Source organism: Buchnera aphidicola, from assembly GCF_900128725.1.
GTDB lineage: Bacteria > Pseudomonadota > Gammaproteobacteria > Enterobacterales > Enterobacteriaceae > Buchnera_F > Buchnera_F aphidicola_K.
Map to the genome: position 1 here is coordinate 1 of NZ_LT667500.1, position 18727 is coordinate 18727.

Genomic DNA, 18727 nt, shown 5'->3' on the forward strand with positions numbered 1-18727 from the left:
TGCATTTATTTATCGAATAATTTTTTAATATTTGAAGTTTATTTTTTTTTAAAAAAAAATACAGATTAATAGGAAAAAATATGGTTTTTTATGAAAAATTTGATATTATTGTAATTGGAGCAGGACACGCTGGTACAGAAGCGGCTTCTGCTTCTTCAAGAATGGGGCATAAAACGCTATTATTAACACAAGATATTACTAAAATTGGTTCTTTATCATGTAATCCAGCTGTTGGAGGCTTGGGAAAGAGTCAATTAGTTAAAGAGATAGATGCTATGGGGGGTTTAATGGCTCGTATTTCAGATTATTCTGGAATACAGTTTAGAGTCCTTAATTTTAAAAAAGGATCCGCTGTACGTTCTACTCGGGCTCAGACTGACAGATGTTTGTATAAAAGAATAATGCAAAAATTTCTTAAAAAAGAGAAAAATTTGGTTATTATGGAGCGTGAAGTATCGGACTTAATTATTAAAAACTTGCAAATAACTGGTGTTATAACAAGTAACAGGGACTGTTTTTATAGCAAAATAGTAATATTAACTACAGGTACTTTTTTGAATGGAAAAATGTATATTGGTTCTAAAATTTTTTCGGGCGGCCGAAGAAATGGGAAGTCTTCTGATAGTTTAGCAAAAAACTTAAAAAAATATTCTTTTAGAATAGGTCGCTTAAAAACAGGTACACCTCCGCGTTTGCTGTTGAAAAGCATTAATTTTAATTTTCTTGAAAAACAATATAGTGATGTACCTACTCCTTTTTTTTCTTTTTTAGGAAATAAAATTAAGCATCCGCAACAAGTGCCTTGTTTTATTACGTATACTAATGCAAAAACACATGAATACGTAAAAAGTAATTTGTATAATGGCCCTTTATACAGCGGTGTAATTAAAGGCATAGGACCTAGATATTGTCCTTCAATTGAAGATAAAATAGTTCGTTTTCCCGATAAAAGTCGGCATCAAATATTTCTAGAACCAGAAGGACTAACTAGTGATATCATTTATCCTAACGGTATTTCAACTAGTTTACCTTTATCGGTACAAAAAAAAATCGTTCGATCTATTTATGGGCTGGAAAATGCAAAAATTGTTCACCCAGGATATGCTGTAGAGTATGATTATTTTGATCCGAGAGATTTAAAAATGACTCTTGAATCAAAAATTATTAAAAATTTATTTTTAGCTGGACAAATTAACGGCACAACTGGTTATGAAGAAGCGGCTGCTCAAGGATTGGTAGCTGGATTAAATGCTGCTTTGTCTATTCAAGAAAAAGATCCTTGGATTCCCAGAAGGGATGAAGCATATATTGGTGTGTTGCTAGATGATCTTTGCAACAAAGGAACTTCGGAGCCATATCGAATGTTTACTGCTAGAGCTGAGCATCGATTATTTTTGAGAGAAAGTAATGCAGATATACGTTTAACAGAAATAGGTTATAAGTTAGGATCTGTACATACTAAGCAATGGAAGATTTTTTCTAAAAAAAACAATACTATTCTTACAGAATGTTGTCGCTTAAATAGAACTATCCTTAAATCCAAATTTGTAAATTCTTTTTTTAAGAAAAAAAATCAGAATATTGTCTTACAGAAAGATTGTACTTCTTTTGAGTTTTTGCGTAGACCAGAAATTACATATGATATTTTAATCGATTTACTTAACGTTTATCAATCTGATAATTTTTTTATAGAAGATCCGAGAATTAAAGAAGAAATTGAGTCTCAAAGTAAATATTCTGGATATATTCAACGACAAAAAAAAGAGATAAACAAACAAACGCGCAATATACATACTAGATTGTCCGTCATTCAAGATTATAAAAATGTTACCGGTCTTTCGAATGAAGTTATTTGTATTTTAAATAAATATCGTCCAGAATCTATAGGGCAGGCTGCTTGTATTCCGGGAATTACACCGGTTGCGATTTCTATCTTGCTTGTATTTTTAAAAAAACAACATGTTAGATAATAACATTTATTTTTTTTTAAATAATTCTCTTTTTAAGAGCACTTAAAGATATTTTTGGCAGGCGTTGAGATTTATTTCCTGCCGAAATTGGTATAATTATTTTTAATTTTTTACATGTTATACATCAATATTTTTTGCATATAATGCATTTTTTTTGATAAATTTTCTTCGAGGTTCTACAGCATCCCCCATAAGAGTGCTAAATAATTCATTGGCTGAGAGAGCATCACTCATAGTGACTTGTAACATTTTCCTTGTTTTTGGATTCATTGTAGTAGTCCATAATTGTTCTGGATTCATTTCACCTAATCCTTTGTATCTTTGAATAGAGGTAAAATTTTTCGTTTCTTTGATTAATAATTCAATCATGTTGTTTAAAGTATTAAATATAAATTTTTTATTATGATATTTTATATATGCTTTTGTTTTACGCATATAGTAAATTTTTTTAATAAAGCTAATAAGTTTTTTATATTTTGAAGATAAAAAAATTTTGTTTTTTAGGTGATATGCCAAAAAATTTTTCTTGTTGCTTACATTAATTATGGGTTCATAATTACTATTATGTTTTTTTATTTGATATGAATATATAGTTAGTATATTTTTACATTGTTTTCTTTGTAATTCTTGAATTAATTTTTTTACCCATAACTTTACTTTTTGTTTTTGTTTTAAGTTTTCTAATGGACTAATATCTAGCATGGCTTTATAAATAAAAGTTGGAATACTGTTATTTTCAGAAACAAATATTTTATTTAATTGATGAAATTGATTTATGATAATAGAAAAGTTTTCTTGATTTTTTTTTTGTTTATCGTCAGAAAAATAAGTAATATAACTATCTTGTTGTATTAATTCGTTTTGATATTTATTTAGTGCTTTTGAGTTCGTTAGATATTTTTCAATCTTACCCTTTTTAATTTTAAATAAGGGTGGTTGAGCAATATATATGTGGCCGTTCTCTATAATTTCTGGCATTTGTCGAAAAAAAAATGTTAATAGCAAGGTCCGAATATGTAATCCGTCTACATCAGCGTCTGTCATGATTATGATGTGGTGATATCTTAATTTTTTAGGATCGTATTCGTCTTTTCCGAAACCACACCCCAAAGCGGTAATCAAAGTTATTAGTTCTGGTGACTTTATTATTTTTTCAAATCGAGCTTTTTCTATATTTAATATTTTTCCTTTTAAGGGTAATATTGCTTGATTTTTTCTATTTCGACCTTGTTTTGCAGATCCTCCGGCTGAGTCTCCTTCTACTAAGTAAATTTCTGATAGCAATGGATCTCTTTCTTGACAGTCTGATAATTTTCCTGGAAGACTTGTATTTTCTAAAGCTCCTTTCTTTCTAGTAATTTCCCGTGCTCTTTTAGCAGCTTCTCTTGAACGAGCTGATTGAATGACTTTTTTAATAATTATTTTTGCTTCTCTTGGATGTTCTAATAAAAAATCCATTAAATATTCATTCAAAAGTGTCTCCACAGCTGATTTTACTTCTGAAGACACTAATTTTTCTTTTGTCTGAGAGGAAAATTTTGGATTAAACATTTTAATTGATATTAAAGCAGTTAAACCTTCTCTTGCATCGTCACCGGTAATCGTGATTTTGTTCTTCTTGTTTGTTCTTTCTCGTTCAGAAAAGTAGTTCAAAGTTCTCGTTAAAGCAGATTTGAATCCTGATAAATGACTTCCGCCATCTTGCTGGGGAACATTATTAGTAAAACATAATATTTTTTCTTGAAATGTTGAATTCCATTGCATTGCGATATTTACTTCAATATTTTTTTTTTTTTTATTAAAAATAAATATTTTTTTATGTACGGGGTTTTTTTGATTGTTTAAAAATTTTATGAAAGATTTTATTCCTCCTTTGTGGTAGTAACGGAATTTTGAATGATTTCTCAAATCTTTTAATTTGATTAATAAATTGGCATTTAAAAATGATAATTCTTGCAATCTTTTTTGTAAAACTTCACGTTGAAAAATATTATGATTAGTAAAAATATTTTTATTTGGCCAAAATCGAATTTTTGTCCCTCTCCTCTTTGTTTGTCCTGTACATATTAGTTTTTTTTTTGGATTCCCAAATAGATATGTTTGTTGATATTTTTTTTTATCACGATAAATATACAGTTTTAGTCGTGATGATAACGCATTGACGACTGAAACACCTACACCATGTAGTCCCCCGGAAACCTTGTAAGCGTGTTCGTCGAATTTTCCGCCTGCGTGTAAAACGGTAAGAATGACTTCTGCTGCAGATACCCCTACTTCAGGATGAATATCAATCGGAATCCCTCTTCCGTTATCGCGAATAGAAACAGAATTATCAGTATGTATTACTACTGCAATTACATTGCAGTATCCAGCTAAAGCTTCATCTATTGAATTATCCACAACCTCGAAGACCATATGATGTAATCCAGTGCCGTCGTCAGTATCACCGATATACATGCCAGGTCGTTTTCTCACCGCATCTAATCCTTTTAAAATTTTTATATTAGATGAGGTATATAAATTAGACATTTTTTTTCCTATTTTATAAAGATATTTTTATTATCTCAATTTAGAAAAAGAATATTTATTCTTTTGTTTGTTTTATTATAATAAATTGATATTTAATGTGCGTTTATAAGTTTAAAGGCATGATTATATATAATATTTCTTTTTTTGTATTGGTTTGAATTTGAATGCTTGAAATAGGTATTTTAAATACTATGTTAATAGTATCAGCATGTAATGCGTTTAGTGAATCTAATAAATAAAAAACATTTATAGAAAATGAAATTTCTTCATGCTGATTATTGATATCAAATGCATCGGATGATTCTTCATCTTCTTGATTATTTGATGTTATTGTTAATTTATTTTTAGAAAAATTTAAACATACTCCTTTGAACGTAGTATTACATAGAATTGATGTTTTTAATAATGATTCTTTCAGTTTTTCTCTAGAAACCGATATACAAAAAGTATCGTGTTTAAGCAGCACATCTTGATAGTTAGGAAAATTATTATTGAGTAGCTTTGTTTGTAATAAAGTTTCTTGAACGTGAAAAGCGGCATAATGATTACTAATAGTTATCTGTATTTTTTCTGTTGTATCAGTAAGTAGTCTTGATAATTCTGAGATACTCTTTTTATTAATAATAAATGATATACAAGATATGTCTAAATATATTTTTTTTTTGTACATAGATAATCTATGTCCATCCGTCGTAACACTAAATAAATAATTGTTTTTGTACTCAATAAGCATTCCGTTTAGAGCAGTTCGTATATCGTTACGAGCTATTGAAAAACTTGTTAACGAAATAATTTCTTTAAGTATGCTCTGAGATAAAAAAAAAGTTTTTGTCCCTTTAATAATTTGAAATTTTGGAAAATTTTTATCGGAGCTTGTGTTTAACTTAAACAAGCTATCGAGTGCTCGAATATGTATTTTTTTCTTTATGATCTGAAAATGTAATTCGACGTTATTTTGAATATTACGACAAATGTTGAGTATTTTTTTTCCAGATATTAAACAGGATCCAGGGATATAACAAAAAAAGAATTCTTTTGCAATATATGCGTTTAATTCTATCTCTAAATTTGAGCTTGTTAATATTATTTTGTTTTTCATTACATTTAAAATAATATTTTCTAATATTGGGAATATTGGATTTTTTGTAATAATTCTATGGATTTTTTTTAAGGGATTTAAAAAATCATTTTTTTTTATTTTGAATTCCATGTTTTATGAGCTGAGTTGGTTAAATAGATATAAAAAATCATAATAGATTTCCGTTTTTTCTTTCCTTAACTGATTAATTTTTTTATAAGCATGTAACACAGTAGTATGGTCTTTTTTTCCAAACGCTTTTCCTATCTCTAAAAAGCTGCACTTGGTTAATTTTTTTGTTAGAGTCATTGCTATTTGTCTAGGCTGAACAATAGATTGAGATCTTTTTTGTGATATTAAATCCGATACAGAGATTTGAAAGTATTTAGAGACTATTTGTTGAATATTATTAATATCTATATTTTTATTTTTTCGTCCTATGATTTGATTTAACGTTTTTTTAACTAAATGTATTGTTATTTTTTCTTTTTTAAATAAAGAAACAATATGAATTTTTTTTAATATACCCTCTAGCTCTCTTACGTTAGAGTTTATTTTTTTTGCAATAAATAGAGCGACTTCATCTGACAAATTAATCTTGTTTTCTAACGCTTTGTGCAATAAGATATTGATTCTTGCGCTTAATTCAGGGGGATCAATTGATATAGTCAAACCCCATTTAAATCTAGATTTAAGTCTTTCCGCTATTCCTTTGATGTCATTTGGATAACAATCTGCTGTTAAAATAATTTTTTGTTTTTTTTCAAACAATGTATTAAATGTATTAAATAATTCTTCTTGTGAACGTTGTTTGTAAGCAAAAAACTGAATATCATCTATTAAGAGCACATCAATAGATCGATAATAATCTTTAAATTTTTCAATACAATGATTTTTTAGCGCGTTAACCATATTTTGAACAAAATTTTCTGAGTGCACATAAATAACTTTTTTTTGATAGTTTTCTGCTAAAATTTTATTAGCAATAGCATGCAGCAAATGCGTTTTACCTAAACCAGTATTGCCGTATAAAAATAATGAACTATAGAAATCATTAAAATGATTAGCAAATCTATATGATGAATAAAGAGCTAGTTGATTAGATTTTCCTTCAATAAAATTATGAAATTGGTATTTTGGATTAATTTTTGTGTGTGGACAAAAGAGCATGTTAGATTTTTTTTTTTTTAATATTTTTTTTTTTTGTTTTAATGTATACGGTATGATTATTTTGTAGAGAGGCAAAGCTTTTATGTAAGACTTGTAACATAATTAAGGGTGGTTGCGAATTACATAATTTATATAATAACTTTTTAAAATTATTGATATATTTTTTTTTCACCCATTGTAATACAAAAATATTGGGGGCATATAAATTGATTATATCATTTTTTATTATAGCTTTTAGCGGCAGTATCCACATACTGAATTCTTTCGGAGGTAATTGCGATTGTAAGCATGTTAAACATTCTTTCCAAATTGAAAATAACATATTATTAATTTCCATAAAAATATTTAAATATTTTTCTCTTGTGACGCAGCTATAATAATTATTATGTTTTTGTAACATTTAATATATATTGTTTTAAATATTCGATAATGAATTTTCTATACATTTTTTTTTAAAAACAATATAATAATGGCGTATTATGTATTTTAAGTAATTTCATGCAAATAAACTATTATTGTTAATTGCTATTTTATTATAAATTAAAGAATTTGTTTAGTTTTAAAACAATCTGTATTTAACTTTTTTAGTATTATTATCAACATGTTCGTAAAAAGGAGTAGTTTATATGAAGCGTACTTTTCAGCCATCTAACATAAAACGTCACCGGAATCACGGTTTTCGGGCTCGTATGTCTTCTAAAGGTGGACGAGCTATTTTATCTCACCGACGTTTTAAATCGCGCTCTATATTATGTGTTTAAAATGTCTTTCTACAATAAAAAATACACCTTATTTTGCTTTTAGCAAAAAATTACGCTTACTATCAAATATTGCATTTCAACGTTGTAATGACAAGAAAAATAAAGCGCATACCACGGAATTTATTAGGTTAGTTTCATTAAATCATTTGAATTTTCCTCGATTAGGTATTTCTATTTCTAAAAAAAATATAAAAAAATCTCATGAGCGTAATAGAATTAAGCGTTTAATTCGGGAAAGTTTTCGTCTATCCCAGTACACTTTGGTATCTATGGATTTTTGTATTATTGTCAAAAAAAATGTGCAGTTATTAACTAACAATATAATTTTTTCTGTTTTAAAGAAATTGTGGGTATACAAACATTACAATAAAGCTTTATCTATATAAATAGATGATAACTCAAATTAAAATACAGTATAATGATGCTATATTTTATTTTTTATTTCTTAATGACTGAGAAAAAGTTTATGATATATTTGCAACGCATTTTTTTTACAGTTTCCTGTATATTTTGTTCCTTTTTTATGTGGAACTTTCGGTATGTACGTTTTTTTACTCAAGTAAATATGCAAAACATACATAGTAACGTGAATGAAGCTTCTCGCTCAATTCACAGTGATAATAAAGATCAATTTATTAACATCAAAAATGATGTTCTATCTTTGGATATTAACTTATTAGGCGGAAATATTGAACGTGCAGATTTATTGAATTTTTATCAAGACATAAATAAGAAATCTGAGCTAACTTTGCTTAATTGGACGCCAGAACTTATGAATAAAGCGGTTAGCGGTATTTTATGCCATACCCCAACTTATCGTTTTTCACATACACACCAGCCATTATATTCAGTTAAGCATATTGCGCCTGAATTAAAACTGGAAAAAGATACAGTTCAGGCTTGTATTCAATGGACGTCGCGTGATAATATTATATATACAAAAATTTTTTCCTTGAAGAAAGGGTCTTATAATGTTAATGTAGAGTATTTAATTCAGAATAATAGTCATCGGCCAGTAAATCACTCTGTATTTAATGAATTGAAGACAACTCAAGCGCCTGTACAGGAAAAAAATTTTTTAAAAAATATTTTTAAAGCTAAAACTGCTCAAAATATCGTCTGGTCTAGCGATCAAGAAAAATATCATAAACATATCTTTCATAAAGTAAATCATAAACAAAAAACAATGGTGGTAACAAAAAAAGGCTGGATTGCTTTGTCTCAAAGATATTTTTTAACAGCTTGGATTCCTAAATTTGATGATAATTATACCATATATTCTCGTCGATTAAATGATTCAACCAGATTAATCGGTTCCGTATCTCGAGTTAAACGTATTGCTCCTAATTCTGTGGCTAGATTTCGTTCTAGTATATGGATTGGACCAAAAATAACGAGTCAATTAGAGGGTGTTGCGAAAAATTTAGAGTTAACAATAGATTATGGATTTCTAAGAGCGCTATCTCGACCTTTATTTAGATTATTAACCTTTTTTTATCTTTTTTTTCATAACTGGGGCGTAACAATTATTTTTATGACTTTTTTTATTAAAATGATGGTATACCCGCTCATAAAATTACAATATACATCCGTTTTACGGATGAACGCGTTGCATCCAAAAATAAAAAAAATAAAAGATAAATACTCAAATGATTCGAATAAGATTCAAAAAAAAATTTTATCCTTATATCAATTTAATGATGTGAATCCCTTTTATGGTTTCTTTTTAGTTCTCGTTCAAATGCCAATATTTTTAGCATTTTATCACGTATTACTCTGTTCTGTTGAGTTGCGTCACGCACCATTTTTTTTATGGATTAAAGATTTATCTAGTCAAGATCCTCATTATCTATTACCAATATTCGCTGGTTTGAGCATATTATTCGCGCAATTATATGAACCTAAGAAGAACGTTTCAAGGGCACAAAAAATATTTTCATTAGCAATCCCGTTCTTATCAACTGCTTTTTTTCTTACTTTACCATCCGGATTAGTTTTGTACTATATTACAAATAATTGGTGTACTTTTTTTCAACATTGGTTTATACGCTGGAATTTTGTTGGTTAACATAAGTAACTTACAGTAAATATAAATTTTTTTATTTTTTATTTATAGATTAATGATTGTGTTTATATGGAATATCAATATGATATTTGATAAAACGATTGTAGCCCCAGCTACGGCACCGGGTCAATCTGGTGTTGGAATTATTCGAGTGTCCGGTTCCGCTGTTATAAAAGTTATTGAAAAATTTTTAAGAATTTCTATGAAACCAAGATTTGCGCATTATACATCATTTTCAGATATAACGGGAAAAATTCTTGATTATGGTATTGCTTTGTTTTTTCCTGCCCCTTTCTCTTTTACAGGAGAAGATATATTAGAGTTTCATGGACACGGAAACTCCGTATTATTGGATTTATTAATGAAGAATATTTTATTGATTAAAAATGTTCGTATAGCTCGCCCTGGTGAGTTTTCAGAAAGAGCATTTTTAAATAATAAAATGGATTTAGTGCAAGCTGAAGGAATTAATGATTTAATAAACGCTCAGTCTGAGCTTTCAATTCAAGCATCTTTGCGTTCATTAAATGGTGATTTTTCGAAAAAGATACGAGATATTATTAGTTTATTGAAAAAATTATATGCTAGAATTGAGGCGGTTATTAATTTTCCAGATGAAATAAATGAATCATCGTTAATATCGGATATAAGAATCTGTCTCAGCGATGCCATTTATTTAATGAAAAAACTAATATTTAAGGGTTGTCAAGGTAATCTTTTATACAATGGTATTAGTATTGTAATTACCGGACCGACTAATGTCGGAAAATCGAGTTTATTTAATTACTTATCTAATCAAAAGATTTCTATTGTTACTAATATTCCTGGAACTACACGTGATGTCATGTGTAAAAACATTTGGATTAATGGAGCGCGCTATGAGCTTGTGGATACTGCGGGATTACGTAAAAGCAATGATGTTATCGAGTTAATTGGAATAAAGTTAGCAAAAAAAAATATTCAGTCTTGTCGACATATATTTTTAATATTAGATGCTTCACAAGATAAATATAGTAATAATATTTTAGTAAAAAAATATATTGATGGTTTAAGAAAAAATCAAAATATTACTATTATTTTTAATAAAATTGATTTGATTCATAAAAAACCCTGCTTAGATATTGTATTTAATCAGTTTAAATGTATTTATTTATCCATTAAATATAAAATGGGGATAAATTTTTTAAAAGATAGGATGCATGAAATATCTAGCGAGTTAAACGCAGGGGAGGATGTTTTTTTAGCTCGAAACAGACATTTATCTGCATTGAAGGCATCATTAAAATATTTAAAGCACGGAAAAGAATGGTTGAACAAAAATCTGTGCATTGAATTATTTTCGGAAGATGTTCGTTTAGCTATAGAAGCTATGCTAACGATTACAGGTAATTTTAGTAGTTCTGATTTATTAGAAAAAATTTTTTCTGATTTTTGTATTGGCAAATAAATATTTTATTACCATTTTTCTAATAAGGAATAAGTACTACTTATGCCCGGAGGCGGAATTGAACCACCGACACGGGGATTTTCAGTCCCCTGCTCTACCGACTGAGCTATCCGGGCAATAGAATTATTAAACAGTAAAATTTTAATTTTGTCAATATATTATTAATTTAACATTCTCTGTTGTGAAAAAAAATATTTTTTTTTGTGTATATATTATCTTTTCTATTTTTTGTATAGTATCTAGTTTAGCATTGTATCCATAATACATAATAAACAAAAAGTTCCTGCAAATAGTTAAATAAAAATATAGATACCCTTGAAATTTAGTGTTAAGATCCATATATTCTTAAAATAAAAGAGAACATTTAAAATATTTTTTTCTTTATTATTTAAACCTGTATTGCGGTGTTATACTTAAAGAGGGTCATTGTATGAAACTTCGTCCATTACATGATAGAGTTATTGTAAAGCGTAATGAAGTAGAATTAAAGTCAGCTGGCGGTATTGTTTTAACCGGTTCTGCTGCAGGAAAATCTACTAGAGGAGTGGTTTTATCGGTTGGAAAAGGTCGATGTTTGGACAATGGTAACATTAAGAAATTAGACGTTAAAGTAGGAGACGTTGTAATTTTTAATGAAGGCTATGGAGCTAAAACTGAAACTATAAATAACGAAGAAGTATTGATATTAACTGAAAGTGACATTTTAGCAATTGTAGAAGAGTAAAAAGATTTTTTATTTATTTTCAACGCAAATTTTGGAGGACTTTTCAAATGGCAGCGAAAGATGTAAAATTTGGTAATGAAGCTCGGATTAAAATGCTTCGAGGAGTTAATATTTTAGCTGATGCTGTAAAAGTTACCCTAGGACCTAAAGGCAGAAATGTTGTTCTAGATAAGTCCTTTGGGCCCCCTAGCATCACTAAAGACGGTGTCTCAGTCGCTAGAGAAATTGAATTAGAAGATAAGTTTGAGAATATGGGCGCGCAAATGGTAAAGGAAGTGGCGTCAAAAGCAAATGATGCTGCTGGAGATGGCACAACTACAGCTACATTATTAGCACAATCAATTGTCAATGAAGGTTTAAAGGCAGTAGCTGCTGGAATGAACCCCATGGACTTAAAGCGAGGTATTGATAAAGCTGTTATTAGCGCTGTAGATGAATTAAAAAAATTATCTGTTCCTTGTTCAGATTCTAAAGCAATTACTCAAGTGGGTACTATTTCAGCTAATGCTGACGAAAAAGTGGGTAGTTTAATTGCTGAGGCTATGGAAAAGGTTGGTAATGATGGAGTCATTACGGTTGAGGAAGGTACTGGCCTTCAAGATGAATTAGAAGTGGTTAAAGGAATGCAATTTGACCGAGGTTACTTATCGCCATATTTCATTAATAAACCCGAAACAGGTTTGGTAGAATTAGATAATCCTTATATCTTAATGGCAGATAAAAAAATTTCTAGTATCCGTGAATTATTGCCTATTCTAGAATCAGTAGCTAAATCTAGCAAGCCGTTACTAATTATCTCTGAAGACTTAGAAGGCGAAGCCTTAGCTACTTTAGTGGTTAACTCAATGAGAGGCATTGTTAAAGTTTCTGCAGTTAAAGCTCCTGGTTTTGGAGATCGCCGAAAAGCGATGTTGCAAGATATTTCTATTCTTACAGGAGGTTCTGTTATATCTGAAGAACTAGCTATGGAATTAGAAAAGTCTTCTTTAGAAGACTTAGGGCAAGCAAAACGCGTAGTAATTAGTAAAGATGCCACTACTATTATTGGTGGAAATGGAGATAAAATTTCTATTAAAAACCGTATTCAACAGATTAGACAAGAAGTGCATGAAGCAACATCAGATTATGACAAAGAAAAATTAAATGAACGTTTAGCAAAATTATCTGGCGGCGTAGCTGTTTTAAAGGTAGGGGCAGCAACTGAAGTAGAGATGAAAGAAAAGAAAGCCCGCGTTGAAGATGCATTACATGCAACTCGCGCAGCTGTGGAAGAAGGCGTTGTTCCCGGAGGGGGAGTAGCATTAGTTCGCGTAGCCGAAAAGATTTCTCGTCTTAACGGCCAAAATGAAGATCAAAACGTTGGAATACGAGTAGCATTGCGCGCAATGGAAGCTCCTTTGCGTCAAATAGTTGCTAATTCTGGCGAAGAACCATCGGTAGTAACTAACAATGTAAAAGATGGTCATGGTAATTATGGTTACAATGCAGCTACTGACGAGTATGGTGACATGATATCCTTTGGTATTTTAGATCCTACAAAAGTGACTCGTTCTGCGTTACAATATGCTGCTTCTGTAGCCGGGCTTATGATCACAACAGAATGTATGGTCACAGATTTACCAAAAGAAGAAAAATCTGCATCTGATTTAAGCTCTCCGCCAGGCGGTGGAATGGGTGGAATGGGCGGAATGATGTAGTTTTATTATCATTGACCAAGACATTTGGATTGTTATCACCGAAATAAAAAATTATTTATACTATTAAGTAATATATATTTTGCTGATCTCCTTGTTCTCTGTCTAAATTATGTTGAGAACAAGGGGTTGTTTAATAAAAAATACATTTTGAGATATACTTTATGACTGCTTATAGTGGAAATTCTTTAAAGTCCGGAATAAAAATTTTAATAAAAAAACAGCCGTATGAAGTTTATTCCAGCGAATTTATTAAACCTGGCAAAGGACAAGCTTTTGTACGGATTAAATTAAAGCAATTATTAACTGGAAAATTATTTTTTAAAACCGTAAAAGCAACAGATCTTTTTTATTCAACTGATGTTGTAGATATTGAAGCATCTTATTTATATAATAATGGCTCTATTTGGTTTTTTATGCATAAAAAGACTTTTGAACATATTTCTGTATTGAAAACGTTTTTATTTGGATACGAAAAGTGGTTAACGAATCTTTCTTCTTGCGTAATTACTTTATGGCGCGAAGCTCCTATTTCTGTTCGAATTGATAATTTTGTTCAATTAAAGGTATATGATGTGGATGCCGTTATATCGGGGGATACAATAAATTCAGATAATAAGTTAGTCACATTAGAAACAGGAGCAATAATTCGAGCTCCATTATTCATTAAAAAAGGAGATTATCTAAAAATAGATACTCGCAATGGAAAATATATTTCTCGTATAGTTAAATAATATATTTGGATAACTTAGCTATAATAATTGTTAATATTCATTTCCACGTATATTTTTTCGGTAACTCTCCCAGTCGAATGTTAACCACAGACCATTACCCAAGCGCATGCGATCGATCACTCTTTCGCCTAGAAGATTTTTCATTCCTTTAAGAGTTAAGTTAGACAACATTCCTGTAGACTTTTTAGAAGATGATCTTCTGTCTACAATTTGATTAATAATAATTTTTTCATATCTTGATTCCAGCTGCATACCAATCTCATCTATCATTAATAAGTCTACTGAACTGAAGTTATGTAATAATTTTTCTTCTGTCATCTTTGAGAGCGAATAATCATTAAAAGTTCCTTTAATGCTAGACATAAGATCAGCTACAGTAATTAGTAAAACACTATTTCCATGTAATATTAAATAATTTCCAATTGCTGATGCTAAATGGTTTTTTCCTGTTCCGGGCCGGCCAGTAAATATAAAGCTCGCAATATTATTTTTAAAATTTTCAGCATATCGACGCGCTGCATGCAATACTTTTTGATGCCCTTCGTGATTAATGCGGTAATTTTCAAATGAACAATTCATGTATAGTTCTCGTATTCCCGATCTTCCGAGAGTTCTTTGCATTTTCATAGCTTTATTTTTTTGAATAATAGATTTTGAAGATTTCTTTCCTTGTTCTTGATTCCATATTAATAGTTCTTTGTCATTATAGAATTTTGGCTGTATGTAAGAAGGTATAATTTTTTTTAGCTTGTTTAAAAAATGATTCATATATTTTTTTTCCTTGTACATATTTATACAATTAAAAAATTAATTCGATACCTTTTTAAAAATATTAATAGTATAAATATATATATTTATTTTTTAAATATGATTTATAACAATTAGAGATCAAAAATAAGCTATCAGAGATAATCCTTAGAATATTACAGTAAAAAATTTTATATCTATAATTATTGTTAAATATGAAATACGCGCCTAATTTTAGAAATTTTATTTAAAAAAAATACAATTATATATTGATATATGATATATTATTTATAATAACTACAATCGGTGCATCTAAAGATAAAATTTTTATTTATAAAATAATGAAAATGAAACAATGCCTATTTTTTTTTTTTTCATTAGCTTCCAATTGTTGGGTATATAAATATTATTGTCGATATGTTCAATATATATAATCGAATTTTTATGAACCCAATTATATTTTTCTAAATGTCTAATCGATTGATTTAATAATAATTTATTGGAAAATGGTGGATCTAAATAAATAATATCATATGGATAACCAATTTTTTTTAGCCATCGTAGTGTATGTACGCGGAACACAGAAATATTATTAATAGAAAATATTTTTAATGTATTTTTTAGTTTTTGAACTAATGTATAGTTTTTTTCTAATGCCGTTACAGATTTTGCCAATCGAGATACCGATTCTATGCTTAAACTACCGCTGCCTGAAAAACAATCTAAGCATATAGAATTTTCTATATATTGCCCTAACCAACTAAACACTATTTGTTTAATACGGTTTCTTGTAGGCCGAATATTAATCTTGTTAACTGAATGTAATACTCTGCCCTTATATAAGCCACCAATAATTCTAATTTTTTTGTTCTTATTTTTTACTTTATTCATATTGATTGATTAATAATAAAATTATTGTATTTTAATAAATTATAATATATTTTGTAATATATTTACGGGGTGTATATGGATATTAAAAAAAACAACCTTTTTTCTAGTTTCAATATTTTTCCAAAAAAAAAAAAATTTTAAAAACGGATGTTAAAGAAAAAAAAAAAAATATTTTGTTGAATAAGGATAAAAAGCATACGAAAAGTAGTATTTTTTCTTTTTTAAAAAGCTCTTTTAGCTCTGCAAAGAATATTTTTATTCATAAATTAAAAACTATATTTTCTAAAAATTGTGTAGATAAAAAAACGTTTCAGGATTTAGAATATTTATTATTATCATCAGATTTTGGTGTACATGCTACTGAAAAAATTTTACTTCAATTTAAGAGAGATATAGATAGAAAAAATATTTTTAATTCTGACTTAGCTCTTTCTTATTTTAAGAAACAGTTATTAAATATGTTAACGCCTTCTAGGCAGCCCGTTGCGCCGAATGTTTCTGCGCTACCTTTTGTTATTTTAGTTGTTGGGGTTAACGGAGTTGGAAAGACAACAACTATCATTAAATTAGCTCATTATTATAACAACTTAGGACAGTCTGTTATGCTAACAGCTGGTGATACGTTTAGGGCCGCTGCTGTTGAGCAGTTAATAGAATTGGGTGTAAAGCATCATATTCCAGTATTTTCGGGTTCGCTTGGCGCTGATTCTGCTGCTATTGTATTTGATTCTTGGAAAGAGTCAACAAAATTGAAAAAAAATATTTTAATCATTGATACAGCCGGTCGTTTGCACAACAAAGATCATTTACTTCGAGAATTACAAAAAATTAATCGAGTGATTACAAAATGTTCTCCTGCCGCACCTCATGAAATATTTTTAGTTTTAGATGCTAGCATCGGTCAAAATTCAATACAACAAGCTAAGGTTTTTTCTTCTAAAATGAATATCACGGGAATTATTTTAACAAAATTAGACAGTACAGCGAAAGGGGGTGTAATTTTTTCTATTGCTCATAATTTAATGATTCCTATTCGTTACTTATCAGCTGGAGAAAAAATAACGGACTTAGAAGTATTTAATAGCAAACGTTTTGTTGATAATTTTGTAGACATTTAAAACATCTGTTTTTTATTATTATTTTTCGATATATTTTATCAGATCAAATATTGTATATTTTACTTAGGGTCAAATGAAAAAGATAAAAAATAAAATTCATGCCATTAGTTTTCTTAATATCGGTAGTTTGGATTCATATATTCGTATGGCCAATTCTTTTTCTATTCTTTCCTTTGAAAAAGAAAAATCCCTTGCAAAAAAATTATTATTTTATAGAGAAATAGAATCTGCAAAATTATTGATTTTATCAAACTTACGATTTGTAATACACATTGCTAGGAATTATTCGGGTTATGGATTGCCTCAGGCGGATTTAATTCAAGAAGGAAATATTGGATTAATGAAAGCTATTCGGAGATTTAATCCAGATATTAACGTGCGATTGATTTCTTTTGCAGTACATTGGATTAAATCTGAAATTCACGAATATGTTTTAAAAAATTGGCGTATAGTAAAAGTTGCAACTACGAAAGCTCAACGAAAATTATTTTTCAATCTAAGAAAATCAAAAAAAAGATTAGGCTGGTTTAATCGTCAAGAAATTGAAATTGTCGCTAGTGAATTAGGGGTTAGCAGACAAGATGTAAGAGAAATGGAAGCCCGTATGTCAGCACAAGACATTACCTTAGACATTGAGGCAAAAGATTCGTTTCCAGATCATTCTACTTGCAATATTCGTTCTTCTTTTTATTTAGAAGATAAAAAATCGAATTTTGCTATAAATATAGAGCGAGATAATTGGGCCTCTCATGCTACAGCTAAATTAAGTAACGCGCTTCTTGTTTTAGATGAAAGGAGTCAACAAATCATTAAAAGACGTTGGTTAGCTCATAATAATGTAAAAATTACATTACAATCTATTGCTCGAGATTACGGAATTTCAGCAGAAAGAGTTCGTCAATTAGAAAAAAATGCTATGAAAAAGCTTAAAATAGCAATTGAAACATAAAATTATTTATTTTTTTATTTAAAATACAATTCTGAATTATTTTAATACGTTGTTATTATTTTATAAATAAACATGCAATTAATTATCTGTAAGATATCACATAGAAGAAAAAATATTTTTTTCTTTTTTTTATAAGAGCTATATATTTTATCTTTAGTTTGCCGAGTCTAAGAATCTTTTTTAATTTGTAAAATTTTAAAAATTTTCTGTCCTGATCGGTTATTTAATAATCAAAATATATTGAAAAGATATACTTTAATGAAATTAATTTTTAAAGTTTTATAATTTTTATTTCGTTTAATCAATATATTATATTAAAATATTTTTCTGTATCCACATAAAACGAATAATTCAATACAGATATAAAACTTTTTTATTTTAATATAATTTATTTAGCTTAATCGATAGAAATTTTCTTTTTACAAAGAAACCTTTTTTAAAAAAATGTTTATTATTTCTATTTGATGCAAATGAGTTGGCTTGTAAAACTATAAATATTAATAAAGTTGTGTATAAAAAGTTATTTTTATTTATATCAATGATCATAAATATATGTTTCGTATACGCGCTCTGCGAGTAAGCATTGATCTTTGTCTAGTGCTTGATTAAAATATCGAAAAAATAGAATCGTATCATTACGACATTTTAAGCGCAAAGTTGTTACAGCGGTTAATGCCTAATAAGTATATTTATATTCTGATAATGTGTATAATATTTGTTATATATTTTTTTATTTTCTTTCGTTCTTTATTGATCTTTATGCTTAAAAAGATATTTTTTAGTTTTGCGTTACTATGAGCTTTTGTTTAGTTATATAAACATTTATATTTTTAAGGTATATCGATTGTGT

Annotated in this window: 14 protein-coding genes, 1 tRNA gene and 1 pseudogene; 10 read left to right on the plus strand and 6 right to left on the minus strand. The window is 28.5% G+C overall.

From position 1 onward, the window contains the following. Positions 1-80: 80 nt before the first annotated feature. Positions 81-1970, plus strand: coding sequence for a tRNA uridine-5-carboxymethylaminomethyl(34) synthesis enzyme MnmG (gene mnmG / locus CINFORN2912_RS00005; RefSeq protein WP_075433630.1), 1890 nt, complete (start codon positions 81-83; stop codon positions 1968-1970). 117 nt (positions 1971-2087) lie between these two features. Here the strand turns inward: mnmG and gyrB are convergent, their stop codons facing one another. From gyrB to dnaA, 3 genes and pseudogenes are all read right to left on the minus strand, one after another. Continuing rightward, positions 2088-4499 carry a DNA topoisomerase (ATP-hydrolyzing) subunit B gene (gene gyrB / locus CINFORN2912_RS00010; RefSeq protein ID WP_075433631.1) on the minus strand — a complete coding sequence of 804 codons (2412 nt, stop codon included), beginning with the start codon at positions 4497-4499 and terminating at the stop codon, positions 2088-2090. Positions 4500-4602: 103 nt separating this feature from the next. Continuing rightward, positions 4603-5709 carry a DNA polymerase III subunit beta gene (gene dnaN, locus CINFORN2912_RS00015; RefSeq protein WP_075433632.1) on the minus strand — a complete coding sequence of 369 codons (1107 nt, stop codon included), beginning with the start codon at positions 5707-5709 and terminating at the stop codon, positions 4603-4605. Positions 5710-5712: 3 nt separating this feature from the next. Beyond that, positions 5713-7069 (minus strand): annotated as a pseudogene (gene dnaA / locus CINFORN2912_RS00020) (chromosomal replication initiator protein DnaA). Positions 7070-7373: 304 nt separating this feature from the next. Here dnaA and rpmH point away from each other — a divergent pair. The 4 genes from rpmH to mnmE all read left to right on the plus strand — a co-directional run bounded on the left by rpmH (position 7374) and on the right by mnmE (position 11020). After that, a complete protein-coding gene (gene rpmH, locus CINFORN2912_RS00025; protein ID WP_075433633.1) occupies positions 7374-7508 on the plus strand; it encodes a 50S ribosomal protein L34 in 135 nt (44 codons plus the stop codon). Continuing rightward, positions 7499-7894: a ribonuclease P protein component gene (rnpA, locus tag CINFORN2912_RS00030; protein ID WP_075433634.1), complete on the plus strand. Its 396-nt coding sequence runs from the start codon at positions 7499-7501 to the stop codon at positions 7892-7894. The genes rpmH and rnpA overlap by 10 nt, the downstream gene beginning before the upstream one ends. 80 nt (positions 7895-7974) lie before the next feature. Then, positions 7975-9576 (plus strand): membrane protein insertase YidC, encoded by a 1602-nt coding sequence (yidC, locus tag CINFORN2912_RS00035; RefSeq protein ID WP_172800922.1) that lies wholly within the window; start codon positions 7975-7977, stop codon positions 9574-9576. A gap of 79 nt (positions 9577-9655) precedes the next feature. Then, positions 9656-11020 (plus strand): tRNA uridine-5-carboxymethylaminomethyl(34) synthesis GTPase MnmE, encoded by a 1365-nt coding sequence (gene mnmE / locus CINFORN2912_RS00040; protein WP_075433635.1) that lies wholly within the window; start codon positions 9656-9658, stop codon positions 11018-11020. Positions 11021-11063: 43 nt separating this feature from the next. Here the strand turns inward: mnmE and CINFORN2912_RS00045 are convergent. Continuing rightward, positions 11064-11136, minus strand: a tRNA-Phe gene (locus CINFORN2912_RS00045). A gap of 314 nt (positions 11137-11450) precedes the next feature. Between CINFORN2912_RS00045 and CINFORN2912_RS00050 the strand changes: the two genes are divergently transcribed. The 3 genes from CINFORN2912_RS00050 to efp all read left to right on the plus strand — a co-directional run bounded on the left by CINFORN2912_RS00050 (position 11451) and on the right by efp (position 14172). Beyond that, positions 11451-11744, plus strand: a complete 294-nt coding sequence (locus tag CINFORN2912_RS00050) for a co-chaperone GroES (RefSeq protein ID WP_075433636.1) — start codon at positions 11451-11453, stop codon at positions 11742-11744. A gap of 47 nt (positions 11745-11791) precedes the next feature. Further along, positions 11792-13441, plus strand: coding sequence for a chaperonin GroEL (groL, locus tag CINFORN2912_RS00055; protein ID WP_075433637.1), 1650 nt, complete (start codon positions 11792-11794; stop codon positions 13439-13441). A 161-nt stretch (positions 13442-13602) separates the two neighbouring features. Further along, positions 13603-14172: an elongation factor P gene (efp, locus tag CINFORN2912_RS00060; RefSeq protein ID WP_075433638.1), complete on the plus strand. Its 570-nt coding sequence runs from the start codon at positions 13603-13605 to the stop codon at positions 14170-14172. Positions 14173-14202: 30 nt separating this feature from the next. On the opposite strand, the gene dnaC is transcribed toward efp, so the two are convergent. Further along, positions 14203-14940, minus strand: coding sequence for a DNA replication protein DnaC (gene dnaC / locus CINFORN2912_RS00065; RefSeq protein WP_075433639.1), 738 nt, complete (start codon positions 14938-14940; stop codon positions 14203-14205). A gap of 306 nt (positions 14941-15246) precedes the next feature. Next, complete coding sequence (gene rsmD, locus CINFORN2912_RS00070) at positions 15247-15810, minus strand: 16S rRNA (guanine(966)-N(2))-methyltransferase RsmD (RefSeq protein ID WP_075433640.1); 564 nt, start codon at positions 15808-15810, stop codon at positions 15247-15249. A gap of 176 nt (positions 15811-15986) precedes the next feature. On the opposite strand from rsmD, the gene ftsY reads away from it, so the two are divergent. Further along, positions 15987-16928, plus strand: coding sequence for a signal recognition particle-docking protein FtsY (gene ftsY, locus CINFORN2912_RS00075; RefSeq protein WP_172800923.1), 942 nt, complete (start codon positions 15987-15989; stop codon positions 16926-16928). A gap of 82 nt (positions 16929-17010) precedes the next feature. Then, the gene (rpoH, locus tag CINFORN2912_RS00080) at positions 17011-17877 is read left to right on the plus strand and encodes an RNA polymerase sigma factor RpoH (protein ID WP_432416204.1); all 867 of its coding nucleotides are present in this window, start codon (positions 17011-17013) and stop codon (positions 17875-17877) included. Positions 17878-18727: the final 850 nt, after the last annotated feature.